This is a genomic window from Myxococcus sp. SDU36 (genome assembly GCF_030168875.1).
Taxonomy (GTDB): Bacteria; Myxococcota; Myxococcia; order Myxococcales; family Myxococcaceae; genus Myxococcus; species Myxococcus vastator.
In genome coordinates this window covers 1,585,863-1,605,733 of record NZ_CP077414.1, presented here as the reverse complement: position 1 = coordinate 1,605,733, position 19,871 = coordinate 1,585,863, and the positions used below count along the sequence as shown (strand labels likewise).

Sequence of the window (19,871 nt, the reverse complement as noted above, 5' to 3'; positions counted from 1 at the left end):
GTCAGACAATCCAACCACCGCCGAGCACGCGGTCCTGATGGTAGACCACCGCGGCCTGCCCGGGGGTGACGGCGCGCGCGGGCGCGTCCAGCTTCACGGAGACGAGCCCGTGCGGCGAGACATGCACCCGCCCCTGCGCGCCCGAGTGGCGATGCCGGATGCGGACCTCCACCGGCTGACTGGCCGGAGGCGGCCCGTCCACCCAGTGGGGCTGGAGCAGACCGAAGTTGTCGCGGCCGGTGCCCTCGGCGGGGCCCACCACCACGCGCTGCGTCTCCGGCTCCAGCCGGTGGACGTAGCGAACCTCGCCGCCCCCCAGGTTGAGCCCCTTGCGCTGGCCCACGGTGTAGCGGTGGATGCCCTGGTGCGTGCCGAGCACGTTGCCCTCGGTGTCCACGATGTCTCCGGCCGGCTGCGGCCCGGCGACCTTCTCCACGAAGCCCGCGTAGTCGCCGTCCGGCACGAAGCAGATCTCCATGCTCTCCGGCTTCTGGCTGGTGACCAGGCCGTGCCGCTCCGCGACGGCGCGGACCTCCGCCTTCGTCATGCCGCCCACGGGGAAGAGGATGTCGCGCAGCTCATCCTGGCCGAGCGTGAAGAGGAAGTAGCTCTGGTCCTTGGCGGCGTCGACGGCGCGGCGCAGGACGAAGCGGCCGTCCACCTCCTCCACGCGGGCGTAGTGCCCCGTGGCCAGCCGGGCGCCGAGCGCGCGGGCGCGCTTGAGGAGGAAGTTGAACTTCACGTCCCGGTTGCAGGCGACGCAGGGGATGGGCGTGCGCCCGCCCAGGTACGACTGGACGAAGGGGTTGATGACCCGGTCCTGGAAGATCTCCTCCGCGTTGGCCACGTAGAAGGGAATCCCCAGCGTCTGGGCCACGGCCCGCGCGTCATCGATGTCATCCGGGCTGCAGCAGCTCCCGCACGTCGCCTTGCCCTCGTAGGACCAGACGCGCAGGGTGATACCGATGACCTCGTGGCCCTGCTCCTTGAGCAGGGCGGCCGCGGCCGAGGAATCCACCCCGCCGCTCATCGCAACGACGACTCGCATGGTGCTCCTTCCTACACGCCCGCGCGTCCGGGCGCACGCGGGGAGGACGCGAGGAGCGTCCTTTCCCGACACCCGTCACGCCGCGCGGCCCGCCGGCTCAGCGAGCAGCCTGCGCGTGCCACGCCTGCAGCCGCTGCCGCAGGGCGTCGGCCGTGTTCAAACCCGGCTCATCCAGGACGGACTCGACGAGGAACCGGGTGGCCTCGCCCACGATGGGAGACGGCCCCACGCCCAGGGCGGCCATGATGTCGCCTCCCGTCAGCGCCAGGTCCTTCGCCGTCAATGGAGGCTTCGCGGCGGCGAGCGCCTCCACGCGAGCGATGAGCGCCTCCACCTCCTGAAGCGCCGCCGGCTGGCGGACCCCGACCCGGGCACGGACGACCGCTGCCCACAGCGGAAGCCGCGGCGGTCCCAGATGGGCCAGGAGTCGGCGAAGCGCGGCGTCCGGCGCCCCTACCCGCGTCTCCGCCTGCGCGTGCTCGACGAGCAGCGCCACCAGGTCCGCCACCTTGTTGGGGAACTTCAGCCGCAGGCCGATGTCACGCGCCTGGGCGCGGTCCACCAGGTCGGCCAGCAGCACCGCGACACGGACCTCCACCTCCAAGGGCGAAGCCTGCACCGCGGCCCGGGCGGACGCGGCGACCGGGGCTTCCGCGCGCGCCAGCTCCGGGAGGAACACGTCCAAAAGCCCGGTGTCCGCGAGCAGTCGCAGGCCGCGCTCCGCACGGGGTGACAGGAGCAGCTTCACCAGCTCCTCACGCACCCGCTCCAGCGCGACCTTGCGGAAGACGCCGAGCGTGGCGGGGATGGCGTCCCGGGTGGCGGCATCGAGCGAGAAGCCGAGCACCGCGGCGAAGCGCACGGCGCGCAGGGGGCGCAGGCCGTCCTCGGAGAAGCGCTCCAGCGCGGAGCCCACGCAGCGGATGAGCTGCGCCTGGAGGTCCGACTGTCCACCGAACGGGTCCACCAGCTCGCGGTCCAGCGGGTTGTAGGCCATCGCGTTGATGGTGAAGTCGCGCCGGGACAGGTCCTTGACGATGTCGCGCTCGAAGGCCACCGAGCTGGGCCGGCGGCCGTCGAGGTAGTCCCCCTCCGAGCGGAACGTCGTCACCTCCACGTGCGTGCCGTTCTGGAGGACGGTGACGGTGCCGTGCTGGATGCCCGTGGGGATGACCTTGCGGAAGGCGCCCTGGACTTCTTGCGGCAGCGCGCTGGTGGCCACGTCGAAGTCCTTGGGGTGGACCTGGCGCACCATGTCCCGGACGCAGCCGCCCACCAGGTAGACGGCGTGGCCCAGTTCGCGCAGCCGCGCGATGACGTCCAGCACGGGCTGGGGGATGTCTGCGTTGTGGAGGTTCGCGATCATGACAGCCGGGGCCAGGACGACATGCCCGCGGGCCCAGGGGCGCGTTGTACCGGCCAGCCTCCCGCGTTCCAAGCGCCGAGACGGGTGGCGCCGTGCACAAGCAATCCAAAGAAAACCATTTATCCCAAGACCAACTTCCGGCACCGTTCCGTATGTTCGATATGGGGTCGAACAGGCCGGAAGTGGAGTCACATGACGGAGTCGCCCAGGTGAAGCTGCCGGGGTGGAGCGCTCGAGTCCTGGGCCATGCCCACCTGGAAGGGCCCGACGGACTGCGCGTGAGGCTGGACCGCCGAGCCGCCACCCTCCTGGCCTACCTGGGCATGGAGGGCCCCGCGTCGAAGGCCGCCGTGTCGAACCTGCTATGGCCGGACTCGCCGCCCGCCGCCGTGCGCAACAACATGCGCCAGTTGCTGCGCCGGCTCCGGCTGAGCTGCGGGGGGACGGACCTGGTGGACGGGGACTCCCACCGGCTGAGCCTGTCGCCAGACGTCACGCTGGACCTCGCGCGGCTGAAGTGCGCCGCGGGCAAGCCCCTGTCCCCCGAGGTCCTCCAGGCGCTGCTGCGGGGCACCGACGTGGGCCTGCTGACGGGGGTGAGCTTCGACGACTGCGACGAGCTGTCACGGTGGCTGGACGGGGCCCGCGCCGCCGTCGAGGGCTGGGTGCGCAATGCCCGCGAGGCCGAAGTCCAACGCCGCATGGACGCCAGGGACTGGCCCGCCGCGTTGGCCCTGGCCCAGGCCTGGGTGCGGCAGGAGCCGGAGTCCGAGCAGGCCGGCCGTCACCTCATCCGCCTTCACTACCTCCGGGGTGACCGGGGCGCGGCGCTCGCGGCCTTCGAGCGGCTGCGCAGCACGCTGTCACATGACCTGGGCGTCTCTCCCATGCAGGAGACACTCACCCTGGTGCGCGACATCGAAAGGGATGCGGCGTGGACCGCGGCCCCCCTCCCCACCCGAGCCCTCCTGCCCGTGAGCGTGCTGCGCCCGCCCGTCCTCGCGGGCAGGCAGCACGCCCTGCGCCAGCTCCAGGAAGGCCTGGAGGCGGGGCAGTTGCTCTTCGTCGCGGGAGACGCGGGCAGCGGAAAGACACGGCTCGCCGAGGAGTTCGCGGCGTCCGTGGGGACGTGGTTTCGGCTCGAAGCCCGCCCGGGTGACCAGGAGGTGCCCTATGCCTCCCAGACGCGCGCGCTCCGGGCCCACCTGGCCCGACGCCCCGGCGTGGTGATGCCGGACTGGGTCCGCACGGAGCTGTCGCGCCTCGTGCCGGAGCTGGGCAATGGGACCGCCCTGCCACCGCTCACCTCCGAGGCCGACGCGCTGCGCTTCCACGAGGCCCACGCGGAGGCGCTGGCCCTCTTGCACGAGGGTGACCACGTCATCGTCGTCGACGACGTCCAGTACTGGGACCAGGCCAGCGCGAAGCTGTTCGTGTACGCGCTGACCCGGATGATGGAGCGGAAGTACGAAGCGCCGGCCCGCGCGCCCGTCTTCATCGACTGCTACCGCGAGGGAGAGCTGCCGCCCTACTCCGAAGCCAACGTGCGCAAGCTCGTGGACACGGGGCTCGCGCGCGTCATCGAGGTGGGGCCGCTCGCGCCCGAAGAGGTCCGGCAGCTGCTCGCGGGACTGGCGCTTCCGGGCGCGGAACCTCACGCGGAGGCGCTGACGCGCTACACGGGGGGCAACCCGCTGTACATCATGGAGACGCTGAAGCACCTCATCGAGACGGATGCCCTCCACCGGGACTGGCCGCGCCGGCTCCCACCTCCGGGCCGCGTGGGGCCGCTCATCCAACGCCGCCTGGAGCGCCTCACGCCCCTGGCCCGGCTCACGGCGCAGCTGGCGGCGCGCGCCGACCTCCACTTCCGGGCCGCATTGGCGCCCGAGGTGCTCCAGGTCAGCGCGGCGGAGCTGCACGCGGCGCTGTCCGAGCTGGAGTCCGCGCAGCTCCTCGTGGCGGAGCGCTTCACCCACGACCTGGTCCTGGAAGCGGTCCACGCCAGCGTGTCCGACTCCGCCGCTCGCTTCCTGCACGGGCGGCTGGCGCGCGTCTTCGAGCGGGACGGCGCGCCCGCCATCGTCCTGGCGCACCACTGGATGGAGGCGGGGCAGGAGGACCGCGCCCTTCCCTTCCTGCTCGCCGCCGCGCACGCTGACGAACAGTTGCTGCCCAAGGGACAGGCCGCCGGACACTACGCCCGCGCGGCGGCGCTGCTTGAAGCCGCAGGGCGTGGAGACGAGGCCGCGAACGCTCGCGCGGCCGAGTCGCGCTGTCGCCAGTCGGAAGGCGCCTCCACGCCGGGTGCTGCCGGCGTGGAGCGCTGAGACGTCACGTCAGGGGCAGTAGGTGCAGTAGAAGAACTGGCCGTTGATGGCGTACTGCGATGTCTCGCCCACACACGTCACGGAACAGTCACTGGCCGTCGTGCACCGGCCCACCTGCCCCTCCCGCTCAATGGGAAAGGACGTCCAGTAGGTGGTAACCCGGGGACGGTACAGCGTCGTGCACGCCTGCGCGGATACCTCGGCGGGCGCGGACACAGCCTCCGGGGCGGTGGGGATTGCCCCCTCTTCATTCAGGTCCACGCCCTCGCCACACGCCACCAGGACACCAGCAGCAGCCAGGGACACCGCGACAGCCGAGATGTTTCGCACGGGCAAATCCTCTCAGTGAAGTTGCACGACATGCGCATCCTGCCGCAGTAGTCTGTTTCAACCCAGGAAGAAGTGTGCTCCATGGAAGTCATGCCGACCCCTCGACAGGTAGGATTCCGACATACCTGAGAGGTGCGGGCGCGGCTCGGGATTGAATGGACGTGGGCCGTGTTGACATGGGGACGCACCGCTTGGGTTATCGCCGCGAAACATCCACTCACGAGCCCTTTGACAGGCTGTCCTGGGCGGTCGGCCACAGGTGTGCTAACGCCACGGCCGTCCGCTCCGCGGTCCCCTGAAGCAGCCGGCAGCGACCACAGGCACTCATCGACATGCCAAGAACCCGTAGCCTTCGTTCCGCCCCGCCTCATCACTCCACGCGAATCACGCGCGTTCCCGCCTCATCCCTGCCGCCGCTGGAACGCGCGTTCCGCACCGTGCTGGCCGAGGAGCTCGCCGGGCAACTGTCGCCGTTGACGGACACGCTCGTGCGCATCGCGGAGAGCCTGTCTCCCAGCGGTCCCCGCCGCCAGCCGCGGCGTGAGCTGCCGGAGGAGGCGCTGGACGTCCTGGCCTCGTCGCTCGCGACCCTGGATGCGGGGCCCGAGGAAGAAGCCGCTCCGGAAGCCCGGCCCTGCGCCGTCATCGGCTGCAAGCGGCCCGTGCGCAGCCTGGGCTACTGCGCGGCCCACTACCAGAAGCGGCGCCTCATGGTGGCGTCCGGCCGCCTGCACCACGCGTGGACGGAAGACGCCGCGCCGAACAGCATTCCGGACGTCATCCTGGGGCGGAAGCGCCGCGAGTCCGCGGAGGCGATGGAGACCGTCGCCATCACCCCGGCGCCCGTGCGGCCCAGCGAGGGGCCTCGCGTCTGGGTCCGCAAGAAGGGCGTCAGCCCCGTGGTCCCGACGCCCAGTGGCGACAGCCAGCCCGTCTTGCAGTTGGCCCAGGCCTCGGTGATTCCGACCGCGCAGCGCTCCGAGCGCGAGCAGGTGGCGTCCATCGTCGAGCAGTGGGCCAGCGAGTTCCGGGCCAACAAGCATCGCTCGTGACGAGCCGTGCCCCGTCGAGTCCCATGGGCCAGACGGGGCAGCGTGGCCTCCAACGCATCGCAGCATCCGTGGGGGCGTCCGCCAATAGCGCCGCCCATGACGGTCGCATGACAGTGGGCGGGCATGGTTCCAGGGACTCGAATCGGCGGCAGCCGCCGCCGTGCCAGCCCTGGACCTCCGAATGGACTCCGCGACCCGCAGCAGCGCCTTCACCTCACTCTCCCGAGACGCCGAGCGGAACCTGATCGCCCGCACGCGGCCCTTCGCCGCGCAGGACCCGCGGCGAAGTTGGTGGGAAGTGGGCACCACCTTCGTGGCCCTGCTGGGCGCCATCGCGCTCGCCACCCTTCCTCCCTGGTGGCCCCTTCGCGTCGTGGGCAGCGTGGTGCAGGCGCTGGTGCTGGTCCGCTCGTTCATCCTGGTCCACGACTACCTGCACGGTTCGCTGCTGTCGGGCTCGCGGCTGGGAAAGGCCCTGTTCCACACCCACGCGGTGCTGTTGCTGACGCCGCCGCGCGTCTGGAGCGAGACGCACAACCACCACCACGCGAACACGGCCCGGCTGGCGGCCTCCTCGTCGGGGACGTTCACCACGTGGACGGCGCAGCAGTGGCGTGAGGCCACGGCGCTGGAGCGGCTGGCCTACGTGGTGGAGCGGCATCCGCTGGTGATGCTCTTCGCGTATCCGCTCGCGTTCTTGAGTGGGCTGTGCATCGTGCCGTTCGTGAAGCACCCGCTGCGCTACTGGAGCGCGGGCTTCGCCGTGCTCCTCCACGTGGCCATCAGCGTGGCGGTGCTCTCCTTCGGGGGCCTGGGTGTGTACCTCACGGCGATGGCGCTGCCGCTGTCCATCGGCTACGCGCTGGGGGCGTACCTCTTCTTCTCCCAGCACAACTTCCCGGACGTCGCGCTGCGCGAGGACCCGGACTGGACACACGCGAGCGCGGCCCTGGAGGCGTCGAGCTACCTGGCCTGTGGCCCCGTCATGGCGTGGTTCACCGGGAACATCGGCTACCACCACGTCCACCACCTCAACCCGCGCATCCCCTTCTACCGGCTGCCGGAGGCCATGGCCGCCATTCCGGAGCTCCAGAACCCCCGCACCACCACCCTGCGCCCCAGGGACGTGCTGGCCTGTCTGCGACTCAACGTCTGGGACGGGGAGCGGGGGCGCATGGTCCGGTTCCGGGACGTTCCCGCGTCCCGCTGAGGGCGCCTGGAAGGGCCCCGAGGGGGCCGCGGGTTGGAAACGGTGATGCTGGCGCGTTGCGCGCGCCGGGCCGCCTGCTATAACGCACACCGCTGTGCATGCGCCCCGCCTTGGGGAGCATGGCTGGATCTTCCTGGCGGGCCTCCTCCAGAAAGCGCAGTGACTTGAGAGCACGACCCCGTAGCTCAGTTGGATAGAGCGGCGGTTTCCTAAACCGCAGGCCACAGGTTCGATTCCTGTCGGGGTCACATCCTAACCGCCCGTCCTCACTGGGGATTCGGGCGGGGGATGGAGCAAGTGCCGCTCCCGCTGATGGCGCCGTGGCGCTGGCGTGGCGTAGCGGCAAGGTTAGACACTCGCCGGGCCATGCCGTTCATCGGCCCGATGCGACTGGCGCCCCCTCTTCCCCGCAGCCCCGCCGGAGCCTCCTGCCGGCCAAGTTCACCCTGAAGTTCCGCCGCCTTGATGAGGCGGGCGAGAGCTGGGAGGTGGACTACGGCGCCGGCACCGTGCGCGCCAAGAGCCGCATGGCCGGCCTGCTGGCCGCCTTCACCAAGGCCCTCGGGGAAGTCCGCCGCGTCGCGGACGCTGGACGGCAGTCCCAGCCCCACGGACTCCGCTCCCCGGCGGACCACGCGCAAGACCGGGGGAGCACGGTGAGCGCCCCGAAGAAGCACACCAAGGCCACGCTGCGCGTTGTCCGCTCGCCAGCGGACCCGGCGCGGGCCTCCGTTGGCCCCGTGCTGCACGCCGCCCTGCAGGTGGCGGACGGCGCAGGGCGCTCCCTGGTGCTGGACGCCGTGGACTGCCGGAGCGTGCTGGACGCGCTCGGCCAGGGCGACGCGCCGCCGTGCGTGTGCGCCACCCTCGGACGCGCGCGCTGCATGCCCTGCCGCTTCGCGGGCATGGAGAAGGACCTGGCCGTCCTGCGGGCATTTGAAGAAGGCCAGTGGAGCATCCAGGAGCAGCTCGCCAGCCAGGACTCCATTCCCACGGAGGTGCTCACCGGTGCGCTGGTGGCGCTCAACGGCCTGCTGCGCGCCTCGGAGCTGCGCCGCGAGCAGGAGCTGGCTGACGACAAGGTGAAGGCGCGGGGGCGCACGACGAGCGCGACGGACTGACACGCGGCCCGTCGCGCCGTCCTGACCCGGCACGGCTCGGAAGACCGGGACCCATGCAGTGCCCACCCCCAACACCTGGAGTTCGTCATGAAGCGTTTCACGCTGCTGTTGCTGTGCACCCTCTCCGCTGTCGGCTGCTCTTTCGCCCCCAAGTCGTGGCGTCTTCATGGCTTCGCCAGTCCGCCAGGTGTCCCCTCGGATGCGTGGGACGTCTGCGCCAACTCGATGCTGAGCGACACCGGCCGCATCATCACCGGCCCCGCGCACGAAGCTGGCTTCCAGCAGATGAAGCCCTTCGAGCAGGACTGCATGCGCGCTGAGTACCTGCGAGCCTGCCTGTCCGATGCCTACCAGTTGGAGCGCGCGCAGGGGCTCAGGCTGCGCCCCAATGCCGTGAGCTGGAGCGCGGACTGGAGGGACGTCCTCGACGACGCGGTCGACAAGTACTGCGACGACGAGGGCGGCGACACGTCCGGCGCTCGCGGCCTGGTCCGCGTGCTGAACGAGAAGGCCGAAGAGAACGGCCGCCGCTGTGTCCCCTGCACCACTCACTGACGCGCCGCCCTGCCCCGCTGGCGCAGTCGCGCCAGCGGGGCCCACGCCACCACCACACCGGAGACTCACCGTGAAGGCACCCAACAGCCTCAAGTCCGCGCCCTGCGCCAGGGGGCTGTTCTCGCGCCGATGACGTCCGGCGCCAGCCCGCATCGGGAGGAAGGACATCCCTCGTGCGGGCATTCCAGCCACAAAGCGGGAAACAAGATTGGAGCGACTTAAATATTTGTCATATATGGACTTCAATTCCTGATTTCGGGCAGGAGGGGTTCATGTCAGCAGTGCGGTTGGGACGCGTCGCGACGTTCAGCGTGGCTATCGGCTGTGCCGGTGCCCCTGAGCTGAGCGGTACGCGGGACTATTGGCGCACAGGCCCCCATGTCTACGTCCGTGGGCCCTGGGAAGCCGTCACCCCGTCATCCAACGTGGACGAGGTCATCGACCAGCTCTGCCCCACCGTCATGAAGCTAGAGAACGCGACGACGGGCGATTACGGGCAGGAGTACTGCGGCGCCATCTACTCACTCGGAGACGGCGTCTACTACGCCAGCGCAGCCTCACCATTGGGAGAGCCCGCGCCCGTTGGCCCCGCGAAGCTGAAGAAGTGCATCCCCCCGCGCTACGTCGTCGACGAAAGAGGCCGGGCGATTGTGCTCGGGGACTTCCACAGCCACCCATGGTCCCCCTCGCCGATGTCGGAAACGGACCGACTGAAAGCGACGCAAATCTGGAGCATCCGCATCCAGTTCGACCGCACCTGCACCATCACCAAATTCGTGCCGAATCTCGGCAGCGAGCAACCCGGAGAGGTCTACCTCCGACAACGCAAGCGATGGAAGCTGGTGGGCATCATCAAGCAAGAGGACAAGCGCCTCGGGGTCGTCACCGCGGTGGATGACTGAGGGATGAGCGTGTCGATGCACATCCGGAATCGTGGCCCGCACGGAGGCCCCATGAAGCGCGTTCTGTTGCCCCTTCTCTGCATGCTCCCGGCATGCGCCCTGTTCCAGAAGCCGCCGCGCCCAGTCCATGCCCCACCGGAAGAGGCTGCGATCGTCGAAATCCCGCTCGCGTTTCCGACCGAGGGGCGACAGGTCATCAGCGGCACCACCCTTCGCGCCATCCAGCTCGCCATGGACGACTTCCTGCCCTGGGACCGGAAGCTGCCCAGCGACGCCACGCCGCTCTACGAGTGCCTCAACCGCCGCGAGTCCTACGAGGTCGTAACGGCACCCGCCTCAGATGGCGTCGTGCTCGTCAGCATCATCCCGAACCCGGATGCATGCGACATCGCCACGGCCCCCATCCTGGACGTGGGTGCCACCTATGCGGTTGATGTGAAAGGCTGGCGCATCCTCGCGGTGCGGCTGTAGTCGCACGAGAAGTCGCCGCCGGGGATGCGCCGGCATGGCCCGGCAGGGCAGCCGCGTGCAGCCGCCCCGCCGGATGTGTCACGCGACCTGGGGCTGCCCCCCGAGGGGCGCCCTTGATGCGCAGGTGCGCCGACACCGCGTCGTAGAAGTCGGGCCACGACTCCCAGTGGCAGAACACGTAGGCGTGGGCGTCAGGCGCCAGCGCATGGCTCGCAGCGGCCAGGGCCTGGCGCAGCACCCGCATCCCCTGGCGGGAGCCGTCGGCGCGGATGGCGGCGGCCGTCTTCCCCTTCCCCTCGTAGGCCCTGCCATAAGGCGGGTCCGTGAGCAGGAGGTCCACGGACGAGGACGGTAGGTCCACGAGTTGGTCGCGGCAGTCGGCGAGATACAGGGTGACGAGGGCGTTCTGGAGGTAGGGCTTCACGGGCACCCCTTTCAAGGTGATGGGGGAGGCTCCCTGGCGGGAGGGGTATCGGGGGAGGTAGCGCTCGTTGCGGGCAGGGGCGCTGGGAGGGGCCCCCGAGCGCATCTTTCAGGGAGGTATGGCCGCAGGAGGAGACATGGCCCTGGACGTCGTCTTCGAGCGCTTCGTGAACCAAAGCCCCTTGCCCGTCATGGCGCGACTGCTCATGCAGCGGGCCCTGAGTCCCGAGTGGCTCGACGGCTTGTTCGAGCAGCATCGCCAGCGGCAGTACACCCGGGAGCTGCTCTTCTCCACCGAGGTGGACCTGATGGCGCTGGTGGCCCTGGGCCTGCGGCCTTCGTTGCATGCCGCAGCCCAGGCCAGCGACGGGTTGAAGGTGTCGATGCAGGCGCTCTACGACAAGGTGAACCACACCGAGCCGCGGGTGGTGCGGCGGTTGGTGCAGGGGTGCGCGGAGCGACTGACGCCGGTGCTGGGGCAACTGAAGCTTCAGCAGCCGTCCTGGGCGGCGGGCTACCGGGTGCGGGTGTTGGATGGAAACCACCTGGCAGCCAGCCAGAAACGACTCAAGTCCCTGCGAGGCTTCCGGGGAGCGGCACTGCCCGGCCAGTCGCTGGTGGTGTACGCGCCGGAATGGGATTTGGTGGTGGACATGGTGCCAGCGGAGGATGCGCACGCGCAGGAGCGCGCGCTGATGGGGCCGGTGCTGGAGCGAGTGCAGCCGGGGGAGTTGTGGCTGGCGGACAGGAACTTCTCGACGACTCGGATTCTCTTCGCCGTGGCGGACAAGCAGACCACCTTCCTCATCCGCGAGCATGGCCGCTCCCCGAGCCCGGCCGAGGTAGGGCCGATGAAGAAGGTGGGACGAGTCGAAACGGGCGTCGTCTTCGAGCAGGCCGTCGAGATTGAGGACGAGCAGGGACGGAGGATGCGGCTGCGACGGATTGAGTTGCGGTTGGAGAAGCCGACCGAGGACGGCGACACCTGCACTCGGCTGCTGACGAACGTGCCCACTGAACGAATGGGTGCCAAGGAAGTGGCGGGGTTGTACCGGCGGCGATGGAGCATCGAAGGGATGTTCGGCCGACTGGAGTCAGTGTTGAAGAGCGAGGTGAGCACGCTGGGCTACCCGCGAGCGGCGCTGCTGGCCTTTGGCTTGGCGGTGATGGCGTACAACGTGCTGGCGGTGATGCTGGCGGCAGTCGAGACAGAACACCGATTGAAGCCGGCGGAGGTGTCCAGCTACTACGTGGCGGACGAAGTGAAGGCCACCTATGGCGGGATGATGATGGCCATTCCCGAGAAGCTCTAAGGTGAAGAAAGGGTATGCGCCGAGGCAAGAAGTGAACCGGCATGTCTCGACGGCGCGGGTGCTACGGGGAGACGAACGCACCTGACAGCTTTGAGGCAGGCCATTGCGATTCTTCCTTGCGGCGCAGACGCGAAATGACTGTCTAAAATCGGTCCGTCGCGGCGTGACTCCAGGGAACGAGGCGTCTTTCACGAAGCCAGGACACGAAAAAACCGCCCACGGGGGCGCGGAGAGTCGCGAGCGAGGGCTCTCGCGGCGCCCGACATCCCCAGGGAACGGCACGCTCCCAACACCTTGAAAGGTAAGCGTTCAGGTGGGATGAGCGGTTGAAGAAGGAGCAGGCCAGCAGCCGACGGTAGGCTCGTCGCTCGCTAACGCGGCGTGGGGCATGGGACACGGCGTGTCGTGGCCGAGGTCGACCCCAAGGATGCGCGCATCGCGGAGCTCGAGCGTCAAGTCGAAGAGCTGACTCGACTGGTGCAGGAGCTGCGGGAGCAGTTGCGGCGCAACTCGGGCAACTCGAACCGGCCACCGTCGAGCGATACGCCGGGGCAGAAGGCGGAGCGGCGCAAGCAGAGCGGGAGTGGGAAGAAGCGCGGGGGTCAGCCGGGACACAAAGGCCTGACACGCGCGCTGGTTGCCGAGGAGAAGGTGAGCGAGTTCAAGCACCTCTTCCCGTCCGCGTGTGAGAATTGCTGGACTCCCCTCTCGCCCGAAGGCGGCACGCGGGTGCGGCGCTACCAGTCCGTGGAGTTGCCGCCGCTCAAGGCCCACGTCACGCAGTGGGTGCGCCATGGCGTGGAGTGCCCCAGGTGCAACCATGAGACGTGGGCAAGCACCGCGCCGATTCCGGCGTCGCCCTTCGGCCCGCGGCTATCCGCCGTCGTTGGCCTTTTGACGGGCGTCTACCACCTGAGTCGGCGCTCGGCGGTGAGGCTTCTGGGGGATGTGCTGGGCATCGACATTTCTCTGGGGGCGGTGAGCGCCGTCGAGGCGCGCGTCAGCGAGGCGGTGAAGCCCGCGGTGGACGAGGCCTGGGCCCAGGTGTTGTCGGCGCCGGTGAAGCACACGGACGGCACCCAGTGGCTTGAGGGTGGCCAGGCGCGCGCGCTGTGGACCATCGCCTCGTCAATGGCCACCGTCTTCAAGATTCTGATGGACGGCAAGTCGCGGACGCTCGCAGCGCTCTTCGGCCTGAAGCTCGGTGTCCTCGTGAGCGACCGCGCCACCGCGCTGAATTTCTGGGCCATGGAAGCGCGGCAGGTGTGCTGGGCTCACCTCTTGAGGAAGGCCATTTCCTTCTCGGAGCGCGACGGGCCAGCCGGAGCGATTGGGCGCGAGCTCCTCGACTACATCGGCATCCTCTTCGACTACTGGGGACGACTCCAAAGCGGCGAATTGCAGCGGGACACGCTGCAAGGGCGCATGGCCCCAGTACGCGCCCAGGTGGAGGCCCTGCTTGAGCGCGCGGTGGCCGCGAGGCTGCCGCACGTCTCCGGCTCCTGTGAGGACATCCTCGAGCACCGGGCGGCGCTGTGGACTTTCGTCGACAGGGACGGAGTCGAGCCCACCAATAACCACGCGGAGCGCGAGTTGCGCGCCTTCGTCCTGTGGCGCAAGCGAAGCTTCGGCACACAGAGCACCCGGGGGAACCTCTTCGCCGAGAGGGTGATGACGGTGGCGCACACCGCCCGCAAGCAGGAAAAGAATGTGCTCGAATTCCTGACGGCCTGCTGCACCACCGCCCGGACGGGGGCGCCCCCGCCCTCGCTCTTCGCCGCGCCCTGAGCGCTACGTGGCCTTCCCGCCCATGGGGAAGTAGCGCGTCGCGTTCCGCTCTCCTGCGCTGCGCACGCGGCCCTCGTGCTTCAACCGCATCATCGGCCGATGAAGCGCCCGAGGCTTTTCTCCGACGTGCGCGGCGATGACCGTCATCGTCTCGCCCGGACACGCCTGCACCGCATCGAGCAACCGCTTCGCGAGGTTGGCGACGGCACCTGAAGAGCGTCGGACTCTCGTCCCCTGCCGCTGCATCGCCACGGAGGGCGCGGGAGCCAACACCGAGAACGCTCGCTCCACCGCCGCCTTCACCAGGCGTTGCTGCTCCACCATGTGCTCGTGGACCAGTCGTTCAATCTTCGATTCCAGCGTCGCAGGGGTTTTCGTGTGCATCCGCCACGGGTTGCACACCGCGACGACGGCCTCAACACCACCCCTGAACGGTTACCTTGAAAGGGGTGGCGCTCAGGACTCGTAGGCAGCCGCGATGGACGGGAAGACGCCAGCGGCGGCGAGCCAGCCGGCACGCACAAGCACGGAGCACTCCCGGAATGGGGGCAGCACCGCGCCCGTCACCGCTGAGCGCCCGTCCATCACGGCGCCGCAGGACAGGTACAACGTGATTGCTCGGCGCGGTACAATCTGGCGCTGCGGAATTAATCGGGATTTTTCCGAGGGGGAACTGAGGGCAGACCCCCATTTTTCTGGGCCCCTCGCGTTCCTGGCGGGCCGCTGGCGCACGCTCCAGCCCCGCACCTGGGCCGGCACGGTGGGTTGCGGATTCCCGCGTGATGTGAGATCTGCCGGGCACGTCCAGCCCTTCCATGAGGGGCTGCCTGTCCCGTTGCTCCATGCGCCCCTCTCCTCAGACGCCCAGGTTCGTCCTGGAACAGCCGAGCGAAGCTGACCGCCGGCACCTGATGCGAGGAAGCGGCCAGACCGGGCCGATGACGCCACCCTGCCCCCGCGTCCTTGCGCAGCCGAAGCGGCCTGCACGGCGGCGCTCTGCCGCTCGCGAGCCTGCCCGGCCTCCGCCCTGACCTGTCACTCCGTCCCGACGGAGCGCGTGCGGCGTCGCCCACACCGCGCCCGTCGAGGCGCTGCTCGATTCATCCGCGTGCTCGGGGCCCCATGGGTCCGCGGGTACGGCTCCCTCACGAGAACAGCTCAACCATGAACACCGCTTCTTCCCAGGCGGCCCCCAACGGCCGCTCGCGATTCCTCGACCTTCCTCGCTTGAAAGCGGAGTGGTTCTCCAATGTTCGCGGCGACCTGATGGCCGGGCCCGTGGTGGCGCTCGCGCTCATCCCAGAGGCCATCGCCTTCTCCATCATCGCGGGCGTGGACCCGAAGGTGGGCCTCTATGCCTCCTTCATCATCGCGGTGATGACGGCCTTCTTCGGAGGCCGCCCCGGGATGATCTCCGCGGCCACGGGCGCGATGGCGCTGCTGATGGTCACGCTCGTCAAGAACCACGGCCTCGAGTACCTCTTCGCGGCCACCATCCTCACCGGCGTGCTTCAGCTCACCTTCCGGCTGCTGCGACTCAGCCGCTACATGAAGTTCGTCCCCCGCGCGGTGATGACCGGCTTCGTCAACGCGCTCGCCATCCTCATCTTCCTCGCCCAGTTGCCTCAGTTCGTCGGCGCGAACTGGCAGATGTACGCGATGGTCGCCGGGGGGCTGGCCATCATCTACGGGCTGCCACGCCTCACGAAGGCCGTTCCGTCTCCGCTGGTCGCCATCGTCGTCATCACCGCCATCTCGCTCCTCAGCGGCGCCTCCGTGCGCACCGTGGGGGACATGGGCGCGCTGCCCACCGCGCTGCCCTTCTTCCACATCCCCCAGGTGCCCTTCACCTTCGACACCCTGCGCATCATCTTCCCCTACGCGCTCACCCTCACCTTCGTGGGCCTGCTCGAATCACTGCTCACCGCCGCCGTCGTGGACGACATGACGGACTCGCCCAGTTGCAAGCACAGCGAGGCCGCCGGCCAGGGGCTCGCGAACATCGCCGCGGGCTTCTTCGGCGCGATGGCGGGCTGCGCGATGATTGGCCAGTCCGTCATCAACGTGCGCTCCGGTGGCCGCGGCCGGCTTTCGACCTTCGCCGCGGGCGTGCTGCTCCTCTTCCTCATCCTGGTGCTGGGGAGCTGGGTGGCGCGCATCCCCATGGGCGTCCTCGTCGCGGTGATGTTCATGGTCTCCGTCGGCACCTTCGACTGGAAGTCGCTCGGGGCCATGCGGCGCATGCCGATGAGCGACTCCATCGTGATGGTGGCGACGGTGGTCACCGTCGTGTTCACCCATGACCTGGCGAAGGGCGTCGCGGTGGGCGTGGTGCTGAGCGCGCTGCTGTTCGCGCGCACCGTCGCCAAGCTCGTCAACGTGGAGAGCTCGCTCGCCCCCGATGGCCTGAAGCGGCACTACCGCGTCTCAGGCGAGATCTTCTTCGTCTCCGTGGAGGGCTTCGCCAGCGCCTTCGACTTCAGGGAGCCTGTCAAGGCGGTGGAGATCGACCTCACGCACTCCCACATCTGGGATGCCTCGGCCGTGGCGGCGGTGGACCGGGTGGTGCTCAAGTTCCGCGACCGGGGCGTGGTCGTGACGCTCATCGGCCTCAACGAGGCGAGCGCCACGCTCCTCGGGCGCATCGGCATTCATGACAAGCCGGGGGCGTCGCTCAGCAGCGGCCACTGACCAGAACCATGCACTCCCCTGCCCCCAGGTGCCATTGCCAGGTTACCCAGCTATCCTGGCTACGCATCACCTTCCTACAAAAGGAGAATTCATGCGTAAGGGCATCATGGTGGGCCTGCTGGCGGTAGGGCTGCTGACGGGCTGTGGCGGCATCGAGGAGGAGGCTGCCGCCGGGCTCGAAACGGAGGCCCAGGCGATCCCCTGTCGTGACATCACCGGCCGGGATTACGTCGTCACGTACTACGCGGAGCCCGCGAAGGTCACCAAGGTCGGTGAGCTGCTCTGCGGATGCAGCACACCGGAGACGGTCCTCACCGGCACGAAGACCTCCTACTACGAGAAGGTCTACGGCTGCGTCGCGATGTAGCGACACAGCCCTGCCCGCCCTGACACCGCGGTACGGCGCGCGCGCACGGAGACCTGCACAACACTCCAAGCAGGCTCCAGGGCTGCGCTCCTTGCGGCAACTGGCGAAGCCGGTGGCCCCGTCCCCCCCCGGTCAGCGCTTCGGGCGGACGGCCTTGCGCGGCGGGGCTGGGTCATCCTCGCCTTCCACGAGCGCGATGAGCGACGCCACGCTGCGGTGCCGCTCCACCGGGTGGCGCAGGGGCAGGTCGGCGCGCACCGTGTAGTGGTTGCGCCGCCCCTCGCGCTCTCGCTGGAGGTAGCCGCCTTCCTCCAGGTCACTGACGATGCGCTGCACCGCGCGCTCGGTGATGCCCACCCGCGACGCCACGTCCCGCAGGCGCACCTCCGGGTCCGCCGCGATGCACAGCAGCACGTGCGCGTGGTTGGTGAGGAACGTCCACGAGGGAAATTCCAGGTGCGTCCCTTTCAAGGCGTCCATGAGGCTCCCGCCACTGCTCGAATCCACGACGATTGACAAGCGACACGAAATTCGCATATTTCCAGTCGCGCATCAAGCGTCGCGAATTTATATTCCAGAAATGCGGACCGAGCAGGGACGGACGCCACCTCCTCCGCCCCCCTGGTCCGGGAGGGGTTCGGGAGGAGAGCCCCAGGCCTCTCGAGGTTTCCCGGCAGGAATCCATTCGACGGAGAGAAACGGTTCATGTCTCACTCAGTGACGGAGCCCCAGGCGTCAGGCGCCCTGCGGGAGCGCGAAGGGAATGAGGTGGCGGCGGCGCCTGACGGCTTCTCATTGGAGGCGCTGCTGCCGGTCCTGGAGGCGCTGGGCGCGCCCGCGGGCGTCAACGTGGAGGCGCAGGCCGTGCAGCGGTGGACGCGCGGCGAACGCGCGGCGGCCGGACGGACCTGGCCCGAGCGCCTGGCATCCGCCTGCGAGGCGGTGGGCCTGCGCGCGGTGGCGCGGCGCGCGTGCGTGCGCGAGGTGATGGCGGGTGAGGTGCCCCTGCCGGTTGCCCTGCTCGGGCCGGAGGGCTGGTGCCTCGTCACCGCGCGCAGGCCCGGGCAGGTGCGGGTCCACTCGCGAGGCGTGGCGCACCCGGACTGGGTGGGCGGGCCCGCGCTGATGGCCACGGCGGGCGCTGAGACTCCGGCGCAACCGCTGGACTGGACGGTGGCGGTGCCCGCCGCGCCGCTGGAGCGGCTTGGAGGCGGCGACCCTCACGGCCACGGCGACCACCCCACGCCCATGCAGCGGCTGCGCTCGCTGCTGTGGCTGGAGCGGGACGACCTGAAGGTGGTGCTCGTCTACGCGGTGGCAGCGGGCCTGCTGTCGCTGGCCACGCCGGTGGCCGTGCAGGCGCTGGTGAACACGGTGACGTTCGGCACCCTGCTGCAGCCGCTGGTGGTGCTGTCCATCCTCGTCATGGCGGCGCTGGCCTTCGCCGCCACGCTGCGGGCGCTCAACACCCACGTCGTGGAGGTCATCCAGCAGCGCATGTTCGCGCGCGTCGCGCTGGATGCCTCGCACCGCATCCCCCGGGTGCGGCAGGAGACGTTCGACCGCAACTACGGCCCGGAGCTGGTCAACCGATTCTTCGACGTGCTCACCCTCCAGAAGACGCTGTCCATCTTCCTCCTGGAGGGCGTCAGCCTCGTGCTCCAGGCCCTCATCGGGATGGTGGTGCTGGCCTTCTACCACCCGGTGCTGCTGGCCTTCGACGTGGTGCTCATCGCGGCCACCGCCTTCATCATCCTGGTGCTCGGCCAGGGCGGCACGGCGACGGCCATCGAGGAGTCGAAGGCGAAGTACGCGGTGGCCGCCTGGCTGGAGGAGCTGGCGCGGCACCCGCTCGCCTTTCGCTCGCGGGACGGGGCGGTGCTCGCGGAGGAGCAGGCGGACGTGCTGACGCGCCGCTATCTGGGCGCGCGGCGCCGGCACTTCAGCGTCGTCTTCCGGCAGGTGGTGGGCTCGCTGGGCCTGCAGGTCGTGGCCAGCGCGCTGCTGCTGGGCCTGGGCGGCTGGCTCGTCATCCAGCGGCAGCTCACCCTGGGCCAGCTCGTGGCGGCCGAGCTGATCGTCACCACCGTGCTGACCTCGTTCGTCAAGTTCGGCAAGCACGTGGAGGCCTTCTATGACTTGCAGGCCGCCCTGGACAAGCTGGGGCACCTGGTGGACCTGCCGCTGGAGGAGGACGGCCCCCACCAGGAGCCGCTGCCGGAGGAGCGCGACGGGCTGCCGGTGCGGATCGACGGCGTGCACTTCTCGCATGGCGAGGCGCGGGCGGCGCTGACGGGACTGAACCTGGAGCTGGCGCCCGGGGAGAAGGTGGCCCTCCTCGCGCCCAGCGGGGGCGGAAAGAGCACCCTGGCGGACCTGCTCTTCGGCCTGCGCCAGCCCACCCAGGGCCGGCTGGCGGTGGGCGGGGTGGACACGCGGCGCGTCTCGCTGGCCGCGCTGCGCTCGCAGGTGGCGCTGGTGCGGGGCGTGGAGGTCCTGGAGGGCTCGGTGCTGGACAACGTGCGCGCGGGGCGCGCCTCGGTGCCCCCGAGCGAGGCGCGGCGGGCGCTGGAGTCGGTGGGGCTGCTGGAGGCCGTGCTGTCGCTGCCGCGCGGGCTGGACACGCCGCTGGGCCCCAGCGGGGCACCGCTGTCGAGCGGCCAGGTGCGGCGGCTGATGGTGGCGCGCGCGCTGGCGGGCGCCCCCCGGCTCATCGTCCTGGACGAGGTGCTGGAAGGCCTGAGCGAGCGCGGACGCCAGGAGGTCATGGACTCGCTGCTGTCACCCGGGGCGCTGTGGACGCTGGTGGTGCTGGCCAGCGAGGAGGACGCGGCCGTGCGGCGCATCACCCGGCGCCACACGCTGGCGGAGCTGATGGCGGGCTCGAGCCCGGAGGAGCGCTGA

General features: G+C 69.7%; 17 protein-coding genes and 1 tRNA gene. 13 read left to right on the top strand and 5 right to left on the bottom strand.

What is annotated here, in order from left to right; translation table 11 throughout:
- Nucleotide 1: 1 nt before the first annotated feature.
- Nucleotides 2-1,048 carry a tRNA 2-thiouridine(34) synthase MnmA gene (mnmA, locus tag KGD87_RS06690; protein WP_163786875.1) on the bottom strand — a complete coding sequence of 349 codons (1,047 nt, stop codon included), beginning with the start codon at nt 1,046-1,048 and terminating at the stop codon, nt 2-4.
- A 97-nt stretch (nt 1,049-1,145) separates the two neighbouring features.
- A complete protein-coding gene (locus KGD87_RS06685) occupies nt 1,146-2,414 on the bottom strand; it encodes a CCA tRNA nucleotidyltransferase (protein WP_284666654.1) in 1,269 nt (422 codons plus the stop codon).
- Nucleotides 2,415-2,566: 152 nt separating this feature from the next.
- Between KGD87_RS06685 and KGD87_RS06680 the strand changes: the two genes are divergently transcribed.
- Nucleotides 2,567-4,744, top strand: a complete 2,178-nt coding sequence (locus KGD87_RS06680) for an ATP-binding protein (protein WP_284666653.1) — start codon at nt 2,567-2,569, stop codon at nt 4,742-4,744.
- A 9-nt stretch (nt 4,745-4,753) separates the two neighbouring features.
- Here the strand turns inward: KGD87_RS06680 and KGD87_RS06675 are convergent, their stop codons facing one another.
- A complete protein-coding gene (locus KGD87_RS06675) occupies nt 4,754-5,074 on the bottom strand; it encodes a hypothetical protein (RefSeq protein ID WP_284666652.1) in 321 nt (106 codons plus the stop codon).
- 437 nt (nt 5,075-5,511) lie between these two features.
- Between KGD87_RS06675 and KGD87_RS06670 the strand changes: the two genes are divergently transcribed.
- From KGD87_RS06670 to tnpC, 9 genes are all read left to right on the top strand, one after another.
- Nucleotides 5,512-6,126: a cell wall protein gene (locus KGD87_RS06670; RefSeq protein WP_284666651.1), complete on the top strand. Its 615-nt coding sequence runs from the start codon at nt 5,512-5,514 to the stop codon at nt 6,124-6,126.
- 181 nt (nt 6,127-6,307) lie between these two features.
- The gene (locus tag KGD87_RS06665) at nt 6,308-7,336 is read left to right on the top strand and encodes a fatty acid desaturase family protein (RefSeq protein WP_284666650.1); all 1,029 of its coding nucleotides are present in this window, start codon (nt 6,308-6,310) and stop codon (nt 7,334-7,336) included.
- 174 nt (nt 7,337-7,510) lie between these two features.
- A tRNA-Arg gene (locus KGD87_RS06660) sits at nt 7,511-7,584 on the top strand.
- 72 nt (nt 7,585-7,656) lie between these two features.
- Entirely contained in the window at nt 7,657-8,457 is an 801-nt protein-coding gene (locus KGD87_RS06655; protein WP_284666649.1) for a hypothetical protein, read from the top strand.
- A gap of 87 nt (nt 8,458-8,544) precedes the next feature.
- Nucleotides 8,545-9,012 carry a hypothetical protein gene (locus KGD87_RS06650; RefSeq protein ID WP_284666648.1) on the top strand — a complete coding sequence of 156 codons (468 nt, stop codon included), beginning with the start codon at nt 8,545-8,547 and terminating at the stop codon, nt 9,010-9,012.
- A 272-nt stretch (nt 9,013-9,284) separates the two neighbouring features.
- Complete coding sequence (locus KGD87_RS06645; RefSeq protein ID WP_284666647.1) at nt 9,285-9,914, top strand: hypothetical protein; 630 nt, start codon at nt 9,285-9,287, stop codon at nt 9,912-9,914.
- A gap of 51 nt (nt 9,915-9,965) precedes the next feature.
- On the top strand, nt 9,966-10,385 hold the full coding sequence (locus KGD87_RS06640; protein ID WP_284666646.1) for a hypothetical protein: 420 nt from the start codon (nt 9,966-9,968) through the stop codon (nt 10,383-10,385).
- A 560-nt stretch (nt 10,386-10,945) separates the two neighbouring features.
- Complete coding sequence (locus KGD87_RS06635; RefSeq protein WP_284666645.1) at nt 10,946-12,121, top strand: IS4 family transposase; 1,176 nt, start codon at nt 10,946-10,948, stop codon at nt 12,119-12,121.
- 381 nt (nt 12,122-12,502) lie between these two features.
- A complete protein-coding gene (gene tnpC / locus KGD87_RS06630) occupies nt 12,503-13,909 on the top strand; it encodes an IS66 family transposase (RefSeq protein ID WP_284666644.1) in 1,407 nt (468 codons plus the stop codon).
- Nucleotides 13,910-13,912: 3 nt separating this feature from the next.
- On the opposite strand, the gene KGD87_RS06625 is transcribed toward tnpC, so the two are convergent.
- Nucleotides 13,913-14,293 (bottom strand): winged helix-turn-helix domain-containing protein, encoded by a 381-nt coding sequence (locus KGD87_RS06625; RefSeq protein WP_284666643.1) that lies wholly within the window; start codon nt 14,291-14,293, stop codon nt 13,913-13,915.
- 780 nt (nt 14,294-15,073) lie between these two features.
- Here KGD87_RS06625 and KGD87_RS06620 point away from each other — a divergent pair.
- The gene (locus KGD87_RS06620; protein WP_284666642.1) at nt 15,074-16,600 is read left to right on the top strand and encodes a SulP family inorganic anion transporter; all 1,527 of its coding nucleotides are present in this window, start codon (nt 15,074-15,076) and stop codon (nt 16,598-16,600) included.
- Nucleotides 16,601-16,691: 91 nt separating this feature from the next.
- Nucleotides 16,692-16,967: a hypothetical protein gene (locus tag KGD87_RS06615; protein ID WP_284666641.1), complete on the top strand. Its 276-nt coding sequence runs from the start codon at nt 16,692-16,694 to the stop codon at nt 16,965-16,967.
- 132 nt (nt 16,968-17,099) lie between these two features.
- Here KGD87_RS06615 and KGD87_RS06610 read toward each other — a convergent pair whose 3' ends face one another.
- The gene (locus tag KGD87_RS06610; protein ID WP_284666640.1) at nt 17,100-17,447 is read right to left on the bottom strand and encodes a helix-turn-helix transcriptional regulator; all 348 of its coding nucleotides are present in this window, start codon (nt 17,445-17,447) and stop codon (nt 17,100-17,102) included.
- Nucleotides 17,448-17,672: 225 nt separating this feature from the next.
- On the opposite strand from KGD87_RS06610, the gene KGD87_RS06605 reads away from it, so the two are divergent.
- On the top strand, nt 17,673-19,871 hold the full coding sequence (locus KGD87_RS06605; protein WP_284666639.1) for a peptidase domain-containing ABC transporter: 2,199 nt from the start codon (nt 17,673-17,675) through the stop codon (nt 19,869-19,871).

What these genes read in the sequence shown, in the direction of transcription:
- KGD87_RS06610 (WP_284666640.1), bottom strand. Translation starts at nt 17,447, where the DNA reads ATGGACGCCTTGAAAGGGACGCACCTGGAATTTCCCTCGTGGACGTTC.
- KGD87_RS06680 (WP_284666653.1), top strand. Translation starts at nt 2,567, where the DNA reads ATGTTCGATATGGGGTCGAACAGGCCGGAAGTGGAGTCACATGACGGA.
- KGD87_RS06645 (WP_284666647.1), top strand. Translation starts at nt 9,285, where the DNA reads ATGTCAGCAGTGCGGTTGGGACGCGTCGCGACGTTCAGCGTGGCTATC.
- KGD87_RS06620 (WP_284666642.1), top strand. Translation starts at nt 15,074, where the DNA reads ATGAACACCGCTTCTTCCCAGGCGGCCCCCAACGGCCGCTCGCGATTC.
- mnmA (WP_163786875.1), bottom strand. Translation starts at nt 1,048, where the DNA reads ATGCGAGTCGTCGTTGCGATGAGCGGCGGGGTGGATTCCTCGGCCGCG.
- KGD87_RS06605 (WP_284666639.1), top strand. Translation starts at nt 17,673, where the DNA reads ATGTCTCACTCAGTGACGGAGCCCCAGGCGTCAGGCGCCCTGCGGGAG.
- KGD87_RS06615 (WP_284666641.1), top strand. Translation starts at nt 16,692, where the DNA reads ATGCGTAAGGGCATCATGGTGGGCCTGCTGGCGGTAGGGCTGCTGACG.
- KGD87_RS06635 (WP_284666645.1), top strand. Translation starts at nt 10,946, where the DNA reads ATGGCCCTGGACGTCGTCTTCGAGCGCTTCGTGAACCAAAGCCCCTTG.
- KGD87_RS06650 (WP_284666648.1), top strand. Translation starts at nt 8,545, where the DNA reads ATGAAGCGTTTCACGCTGCTGTTGCTGTGCACCCTCTCCGCTGTCGGC.
- KGD87_RS06625 (WP_284666643.1), bottom strand. Translation starts at nt 14,293, where the DNA reads ATGCACACGAAAACCCCTGCGACGCTGGAATCGAAGATTGAACGACTG.
- KGD87_RS06665 (WP_284666650.1), top strand. Translation starts at nt 6,308, where the DNA reads ATGGACTCCGCGACCCGCAGCAGCGCCTTCACCTCACTCTCCCGAGAC.
- KGD87_RS06640 (WP_284666646.1), top strand. Translation starts at nt 9,966, where the DNA reads ATGAAGCGCGTTCTGTTGCCCCTTCTCTGCATGCTCCCGGCATGCGCC.
- KGD87_RS06685 (WP_284666654.1), bottom strand. Translation starts at nt 2,414, where the DNA reads ATGATCGCGAACCTCCACAACGCAGACATCCCCCAGCCCGTGCTGGAC.